Genomic DNA, 8,262 nt, shown 5'->3' with positions numbered 1-8,262 from the left:
TTGTTAATCCAGGCTTACAATGTCGATGTGGTAAATTATAATTTAATGCACTTAAGTAGAAATAAGCCTCTTTATTATAGATATACATATATACATATCCAACAAGATGCGATGCAGATTCCAATTTTAATATTTTAATATGCTTGCAGTTTTTATCAGAGTTAATCATTGCTTTGTGGAAATTAATAAAATTCTTATTGTTAAAACCACTATCATCAGACCATTTTTTCTTATGGTATTTCGCCATATCATCGAACCATTCATTTGCCTGAATGCAACTATTTGCTTCAGACAACCTAAGTTCTCCATGTTCGTTATATTTTTTTATACTTCGCTTGATTTGCTGTTTGAAATTTCTTGAAAATGTATCTTCAAATTTAATATTTTTTTCTTTTATCTTTAAAAAATTTATCTTATAACTAGTTGCCTTCCATACGTTTCTACTATTCATATTGTTTGATGCAAGGTACTCTATACATCTATATTCAGATACACCAACCACTATTTTGTCAAAAACACTCATCATGCTATGTAATTTATTCGAAATGATTAACTTAACATTTTTATCGTGCTGAATATCAATTATGAAGTTGTTATATTCGATCCAGATCTGATCAAGCTTGGTGTTCCCTGTATGGTTTAGATAATATTTATTCCTGAAAAAGCTTTTATTTTCAATAATGATACCACAACCAACAACCTCATCACCATAATATACAACCAGCGTTTTATGTCCCTGTGTATGCTGTTTTAACCAATTCCCTATCCAGATCCATGACATGAAGAAATTTGATACTGATTTGTTTTCTAATTCTAGCCAAATCCTCTCTAGATATTCATGGCTTAAATTGTCATGAATATTACATCTATATTGATGAAAATCCTTCATATTAATTCCTGAATAGTCCTTTATTTTAACTATAGTAAAAGTAGGATTGTTTTTTGCATTACAATAAAAATATCCTAACATTAAGGTAAGTTGTTATGACAGGGAATTTTATGAAAAACATTTCATCGATTACTAGAGCATTATCCCCAGCTTTATTACTATTTTTAGCTGCTTGTAATGAACGGTCATATGAGGAATATGTTGATGAATCTAAACGTTATCTTTCTGAAGGAAGTGATCGTTCAGCTATCATTGAACTAAAAAATGCCATTCAACTTGAACCTAACCAAGCTGAACCGCGTTTACTTTTGGGTACAATCTATTTAGATAATGGTAATTTTTCTTCCGCCGAGAAAGAATTTAATCGTGCTATACGTTATGGCGCTTCAAAAGATGAAGCTGAGCCGCTAATCGCGAGAGCACTATTAGGCCAGAATGATTTACGAGCAATCACGCACTTAATAGATAAGTCCCGTACCAATTCACCTGAAGTAATGACAGAGCTACTTGCCATAAAGTCTCTACTATTGTTACAGAATGGTAAGCTAGAAGAAGCAGAATATACATTAGAACTTGCTAATGAGTCGGGTATTGAAAGCCTATATTCCGCCCTAAGCCAGGCAAGTATTAACGCTGAAAACAAAAATGTTGAATCGGCGCTTGAGATCATTGATAACTTAATTGATATTCATGTTGATAATAGTGATGTCTGGCTACTTCAAGGCCATTTGTACACATCCAACGCCCAGCATATTGAAGCAGTAAAGAGTTATAAGAAGGCTGTTGAGCTATCACCAGACGCTATTCATTACACCCTTTTTCTTGCCCAAGCGCTTGTTCGTGTTGAAGACTATACAGAATCTGACAAGTATGTAAGTTATCTTTTAAAGGTTTCAAATTCTCATGTTCTCGCGAATGAATTAAAAGCAACAATCCTCTATAGCCAAAAAGAATTCGATGGTGCCAAAAAGCATGCGGAACTCGCTATTACAAACGGCTCTCAGAACCTCAGTGTTTATCTTATAGCTGGTGTCACAGCTTATGCCAAAGACCAGATTGCAGCTGCTAATAAATACTTTGAAAAGGTGTCCCCTTTTGTTCCTAACGATCATTTCGTAAAACGCCTTTATGTTTCGACTCAATTTAAGTTAGGTGAAATCGATGGTGCGCTAAAAACACTTGAAGAGTTTGATTTATCATCCGATTTGAACTCAGAGTTTCTCTCTGCAATGAGTGTTGAATTCGCAAAAATAGGTCGTAGCAATGATGCATTGCATCTTGCAAATAAATCCAATTCATTACCATCTTCAGATAACAACCTACGATTAGGACTAGTTAAATTAGCAAATAACGATACCAGTGGTGTTGAAAACCTTCAGCAAATGCTTGCCATTGACCCATCTCTTCCTGAAGCAAATCTCGGTTTGGCCTATTATTATCTAAAGCAAAATGACTTCATCAATGCTGAAAAGGTCATTGATGAATGGCTTAGTGCGGAACCTGCGGATGTAAACGCAATATTGATAAAAGGATTAATAAACTTAAACAAAGAAGATTTTGATTTAGCAAAAGAACTCTTTAGTAAAGTGCTGGAGATTGATCCGGGAAATATTTCTGCCTCTATAGCATTAACGCAAATAGATGCTATTAACGGTGATAAGGATAAAGCATATAACGCCACTTATAAACTTGCTGACCAAACGCCAGATAACTTTGTTATCGCCAAGCATTTTTTTAAGTACGCTGCAGAATCTGATAAGTTAGATCAAGCACTTTCTCTATACAGCTCAAAGGCTGAACAACACCCTGAAAATGTAAGGCTAAAACTCATTTTAGCTCGGGCTCAAGGTGCAAACAATGATATAGACAAAGCAATTTCAACGCTCAATACTTTAACGCCAAACCAACAGACACCCGAGAGTTGGAGTTTACTTGCCCTATTTTACCAATCCCAAAAATCTTATCGTAAAGCGCTAGTTGCTTCAGAAAAGTGGCTTGAACTAGATCGGTTGAACCCCCAAGCCTATATGAAAAGTATACAATTTTATGAAATCACAAAGAATTATAATAAAGGGATAAAGGTTGCAGAAAAAGCTGAGTCTCTATTTAGTGATCAACCCGGATTTAGTTTAATGAGAGCAGGCTTACTGATTAAAGATAACCGGCTATCTAGCAGCCAAAAAATTCTTGACTCACAATCTGCTGAGATAAAGGAAACCCCTTACTTTCTTCGTTTACAAGCGATGATATACACTGCGAATGAGCAATATGACAAAGCCGCTATAGCCCAAGAAAAACGTTATAACCTTCAGAAAAGCTTATTGACTGCGAAAGATCTTACTAGGGCTTATATTTTAAATAAACAGCTCGATAAAGCGGCTAACTTTCTCGAAGGTGTTATTAAACAATATGGAGATTCAGCTCAACCTCTTACACTTATGCTTGCTCAAATTCAGTTAGAGAGAAAGCCAAGCGAAGCAATTCGTCAGTATAAAGAAATCATAAAGCGTGAACCAAATAACGTTATCGCACTTAATAACATTGCCTGGCTGTACATAGATAAAAATGATTACTCCCAAGCGTGTCAATCGGCTGAAAAGGCATACAGCCTCGCTAAGGATTTACCTGAAGTACAAGATACTTATGGTTTTTGTTTACTCAAGTCTGGCCAACATAAGCAATCTTTAGAGCCTTTAAAAATGGCGTACGAGCAACGTCGGAATAATGCTGAAATCAGTTTGCATTACGTCGAAAGCTTAATTGAAAATAACAAGCGAAAGGAGGCACGTTCGATTCTGAAAAGCTTATCGCCTTCTGAACCTCACTTAATTGAGTTAAAAAAACAATTGGAAAAACAGAGTCAACTTTAGTTAGGTCCCCCTCATAATTATTACTTTTATGAGGGGGATTTTATAAGCAGAAAGGATATATTGTGCAGTGGCTTAATTTAGCTTTTTCTCTTGCATTGCTTATTTTTTGCTCTTCGGCTTTAGCAAACTTACCCGAAACAATAAGTAAAATAAAGCCATCTATAGTTGGTGTTGGTATCTATAGTAAACTCGCCGCACCGAGAGCAAAGTTGCAAGGCACAGGCTTCGTTGTAAGTAGCCACCTTATTGCTACGAATGCGCACGTCGTTGACCAAAAGTCGCTTCAAGGACACGATAATTTTGTTGTTTTTGTAGGACATGGCAAAAAAACTGATGTTAGGTCTGCGCAGGTTGTATCACGTGACATAACGCACGACCTCGCACTATTAAAAGTCTCAGGGCCAGCATTAAAACCGGTTGTATTATCAAGTAGACAGGTTAAAGAAGGTGAGCTTTATAGTTTTACAGGCTTTCCTATCGGAGCAATTCTTGGTTTATACCCCGCAACTCACCGCGGTATTATTTCAAGCATTACCCCTATTGCTATACCAGCCCGTAATGCAAAAGAACTCACTCCCAAACAGCTAAAACAATTGAAGCAACCGTATTTTGTCTATCAATTTGATGCTACTGCCTATCCAGGTAACAGTGGTAGCCCTGTTTACCATCCAATTACAGGTGATGTTATTGCCGTTATCAATAAGGTTTTAGTCAAATCAACACGTGAATCTGCACTTACTTCACCAAGTGCCATTACTTATGCCATCCCAATCAGTCATCTTCAAGCTCTTTTAGCTAAGCAGCGATAGGTCTACATTCTTATGCTCCTTCGTAAGTACGCATATACAGCTATCATTGTTTTCATTATCTATACCTGTTTGATTACTTACCTTTCAATAATGCCAGCTGCTGATAAAGGCGGGGTCACCGACTTAGACCAATATGGTATTTTCTTTCTCGACAAGATATTACACTTAGGTGCTTATTGCTGTTTTATCCTTATCGCACATTTTATTTTTGTATCTCACAATCATTTATTCCTATTATGCGCAGCAGTTAGCTTATATGGGATTGCAATTGAGACTATTCAGTCACTTGCCATTCAGGGTCGTGAGGGCTCATATCTCGACGCATTGTCAAATATTCTTGGCATAACCCTCGGTTACACCTCGGTGCTTTTTTATAGAAGATTCTCTTTTGAATCAATAAAATAGGATTAAATTATCAACTGTCATGTTATGAAAGCTATACAACGTCGGAATAGTTTTTGGGATTCGAGCTAATTTAAATAAAGTGCGTTTATATTATGGTACACAAGTTGCTTATATAAATAAGTCATTATGATTTTTTAATCAAGGATACTTATGAAGAACATATTAATCGCCTCATCTTTGGTTTGCGCGGCATTTAGTACAAATGCAAGCCTATGGATGTTTGATGACTTTACCGTCAATCATGGCTCAGGTATGGACTTAGCAAAGAATGGAATCGGTTCTGAGTCAGGTTCAACAGCAATCATGACCCCTGGCATTATAGGTGGACAACGAGATGCCGAGCTAACAGTAACGCAAGCTGGTAGTGCTAACCCAGATTCAACACTACAAGCAGGTGATCCTGATTTCCCTTTTTTATCTTGGACTAACGGCTCTGGTGCCTTTTCCATCGCTGAAGTTATCTATGATGGTGGCTCAACCGCCCCCAAAAATGCGACGTCGTTTTACTCAACGCCTCCCAAAATGAATGTCTTTAGTCAAGGTCTTAATTCTTTAGATGTCTTAAACCCTACCGGTCTTTACACGGCATTTTTCTTTGATGTTGTGACAAGCGATGCCGCTGGTACGTTTGATTACTACTTACAAGTATTCGACATGCAAGGTGGTATCGACCAAGTAACGGGGTCAAACTCTGGGGGGGTACTTAATCGAATGGCTATTGATTTTAGTTTATTTAACTCAGCCAATGTCGATCTTAGTGAAATAGGGGCAATAGCATTTGGGTTCAATAGTACTGAAGAAGGTACTGATATTTCCATAAGTTCTTGGGGCGTTATCCCAGAGCCTTCAATTTTAGCAATTTTCGGGGCAACTCTATTGGGTTTTGGGGTTGTAACTACTCGCCGTAAGCGTAAAGCAGTTGAACTATATGACTTATAAAGAAAAAGTAGTAAGCAAAGAATAAGCCAGTCCAAGCGGGCTGGCTTATATGTGCCCGTTTAGCCCTCTTCGATTAATTTCATTAGTAAGTGTCCATCATACATCGCTTGCTTTACCAGCGCGGCTCCAGGCATCGTCGCCTGTGTATAGAATGAACTTTCACCAATGACTAAATCGCGATTATATACAGGTAATGATTGTGTACGAATACAATCCATAATCGCGGGATAAAGCACTGCTTTCGCGCGGTTGAATTCTCCGCCAATCAAGATTTTTTCTGGGTTAAATAAGTTAACCATGATTGCGATCGCTTGGCCAAGATTATGGCCAAGTTCAATAATGATCTGTCTTGCTAACGTGTCACCATCTACAGCTGCGTCACAAATTTTTTCAATGCTTAATGCTTTACCGTGGAGTGTTGAAGGGTGGCCTTCCCGTAAACGCTGTTCTACTTGCCCTAATACTGCTTTTAAACTTGCCACCGTCTCTAAACAACCGTGATTGCCGCAAAAGCACTTCTTACCATATGGTTTAATTTGAATATGACCAAGTTCACCAATGTTGCCAATACGACCCTGTAATACAACATTATCAAGAACAATGCCGGCTCCAACACCGTGATAAATTGAAATCAGAATTGAGTTAGCAACATCACGTGAATTGCCAAAAAGCTTTTCGGCTAACGCCCATGAGCGTGTGTCATTACCAATAAAAACGGGTAAGCCTGTTGCCTGATGAATGGCAGGGCCTAGCTCTAAGTTATGGACATCATAGTGCGGCATCTGCAGCACCATGCCTTTATCTGCATTCACGAGCCCTGGCAAAGAAACCGCAATTGCGGTTATCCTATCGAGCTCGCCGACATGGTTAGCAAAAAACGTCTCGATCTCTTTTAATAACTGCTGCAAAACTTCGTCTTGTTGCAGCACATCCACATCTTTCCTTTCTTCAACAAGAATATCGCCACCAAGTTCGTGCAGTGCGATCGTCAAATACCCTCGTCCTAAACGAAGTGATAAAAACTGCCACCCTTCGTTCGCAGGCACCAATCCAATCGCAGGTCGGCCACGCGTTGCTGCTTCTTGTATATTGGTTTCTTTTATTAAATGAGCTTCTATCAGTTCACGAGTGATTTTAGTGATACTTGCAGGTGCTAATTGGCTACGCTTTGATAGCTCGATACGTGATATCGGTCCGTACCGATCGATAAGCTTGTAGACGCTGCCGGCATTATTTCTTTTGATATGATCTATGTGACCAGGCTGGGCGACATACATGCCTGTACTCCAAAGGTTAAGTGCTAAAAATTAGTATCCCTTTAATTTTTTTACTTTGCGAAGTAATTGTGAAGCTGATTATTCAAAGTACGTGACATTGGTCACGATGAAAGATGTAATCACCATCATTTTTGTGCTTCACTCCTAATAAAAGTATCGTATTTTCAAGGTTTTTTTGCTGACAAAATTTATTAGATTGCCACTGATATAACAACATGGCATATGCTTTTTGCACATGTGTTTTGCTAACTGTCGCGATTTATTCAAGACAGCCATGGGCTGAACTGTCATAATAGCCGGCTGCATAAAAAGTAATTCAACTCACCATGAGGTTAGCGGTGTACAAAATTAACGAAGTCTTTGAAACGATTCAAGGCGAAGGTGTTTTTACTGGTGTCCCTGCAATTTTTGTTCGTCTCCAAATTTGCCCTGTCGGGTGTGCTTGGTGCGATACGAAACAAACTTGGACTGCCGAGCCGCAAGATCATGTTTCAATTAGTGAAGTAATGGCTAAGAAAGGTGACTCACCGCTTTGGACAAACCTGGACGCTAGTGGAGTCGTAGATTTGTTGAAATCCCAACAATATACAGCAAAACACGTTGTAATTACGGGGGGAGAGCCTTGTATTTATGACCTACTGCCACTGACTCGTGCACTAGATAATGCAGGCTATCAGTGCCAAATCGAAACAAGTGGAACCTCTGAGGTACTGGCAACGGACAAGACGTGGGTAACGGTGTCGCCAAAAATCAACATGAAAGCCAAGTTACCAGTATTAGCGTCGGCTCTTGAGCGTGCTGATGAGATCAAACACCCTGTAGGCACACAAAACGATATTGAACAGCTTGATGAATTAATGTCAGGAAAGAATCTCAAACCAGACGTTACCGTAGCACTACAGCCGATCAGCCAAAAACCACGAGCTACTGAGCTTTGCATTAAAACGTGTATTCAACGTAATTGGCGACTTTCGATCCAAACGCATAAGTACCTCGCTATTGCCTAACACGTACTTCAAATAAAAACAGTGTAAGTGAGAGTCTTAATAATTAGACTCTCGCTTAATATTCAA

6 protein-coding genes are annotated in these 8,262 nt (G+C 38.6%); 4 read left to right on the top strand and 2 right to left on the bottom strand.

Annotation, left to right across the window (positions count from 1 at the left end; translation table 11 throughout):
- Nucleotides 1–889 (bottom strand): GNAT family N-acetyltransferase (locus tag L4D09_RS10910; protein ID WP_428457536.1); only part of this gene is annotated, 889 nt, incomplete at its 3' end.
- A 95-nt stretch (nt 890–984) separates the two neighbouring features.
- Here L4D09_RS10910 and prsT point away from each other — a divergent pair.
- The 3 genes from prsT to L4D09_RS10895 all read left to right on the top strand — a co-directional run bounded on the left by prsT (nt 985) and on the right by L4D09_RS10895 (nt 5,912).
- A complete protein-coding gene (gene prsT, locus L4D09_RS10905) occupies nt 985–3,759 on the top strand; it encodes an XrtA/PEP-CTERM system TPR-repeat protein PrsT (RefSeq protein ID WP_428457535.1) in 2,775 nt (924 codons plus the stop codon).
- Between the two features lie 62 nt (nt 3,760–3,821).
- Complete coding sequence (locus L4D09_RS10900; RefSeq protein ID WP_428457534.1) at nt 3,822–4,568, top strand: S1 family peptidase; 747 nt, start codon at nt 3,822–3,824, stop codon at nt 4,566–4,568.
- 555 nt (nt 4,569–5,123) lie between these two features.
- Nucleotides 5,124–5,912: a PEP-CTERM sorting domain-containing protein gene (locus tag L4D09_RS10895; RefSeq protein WP_428457533.1), complete on the top strand. Its 789-nt coding sequence runs from the start codon at nt 5,124–5,126 to the stop codon at nt 5,910–5,912.
- 59 nt (nt 5,913–5,971) lie between these two features.
- Here the strand turns inward: L4D09_RS10895 and mlc are convergent, their stop codons facing one another.
- The gene (gene mlc / locus L4D09_RS10890; RefSeq protein ID WP_428457532.1) at nt 5,972–7,189 is read right to left on the bottom strand and encodes a sugar metabolism global transcriptional regulator Mlc; all 1,218 of its coding nucleotides are present in this window, start codon (nt 7,187–7,189) and stop codon (nt 5,972–5,974) included.
- Nucleotides 7,190–7,527: 338 nt separating this feature from the next.
- On the opposite strand from mlc, the gene queE reads away from it, so the two are divergent.
- Nucleotides 7,528–8,196, top strand: a complete 669-nt coding sequence (queE, locus tag L4D09_RS10885; protein WP_428457531.1) for a 7-carboxy-7-deazaguanine synthase QueE — start codon at nt 7,528–7,530, stop codon at nt 8,194–8,196.
- Nucleotides 8,197–8,262: the final 66 nt, after the last annotated feature.

Origin of the sequence: Photobacterium makurazakiensis (genome assembly GCF_050336715.1) — a bacterium.
Lineage (GTDB): Bacteria > Pseudomonadota > Gammaproteobacteria > Enterobacterales > Vibrionaceae > Photobacterium > Photobacterium makurazakiensis.
The sequence above is the reverse complement of the archived record's forward strand: the minus strand, read 5'-3'. Positions and strand labels throughout refer to the sequence as shown.

Bases quoted from the DNA above. Each gene is read 5' to 3' on its own strand.
- prsT (WP_428457535.1), top strand. From the start codon at position 985: ATGACAGGGAATTTTATGAAAAACATTTCATCGATTACTAGAGCATTA.
- L4D09_RS10895 (WP_428457533.1), top strand. From the start codon at position 5,124: ATGAAGAACATATTAATCGCCTCATCTTTGGTTTGCGCGGCATTTAGT.
- mlc (WP_428457532.1), bottom strand. From the start codon at position 7,189: ATGTATGTCGCCCAGCCTGGTCACATAGATCATATCAAAAGAAATAAT.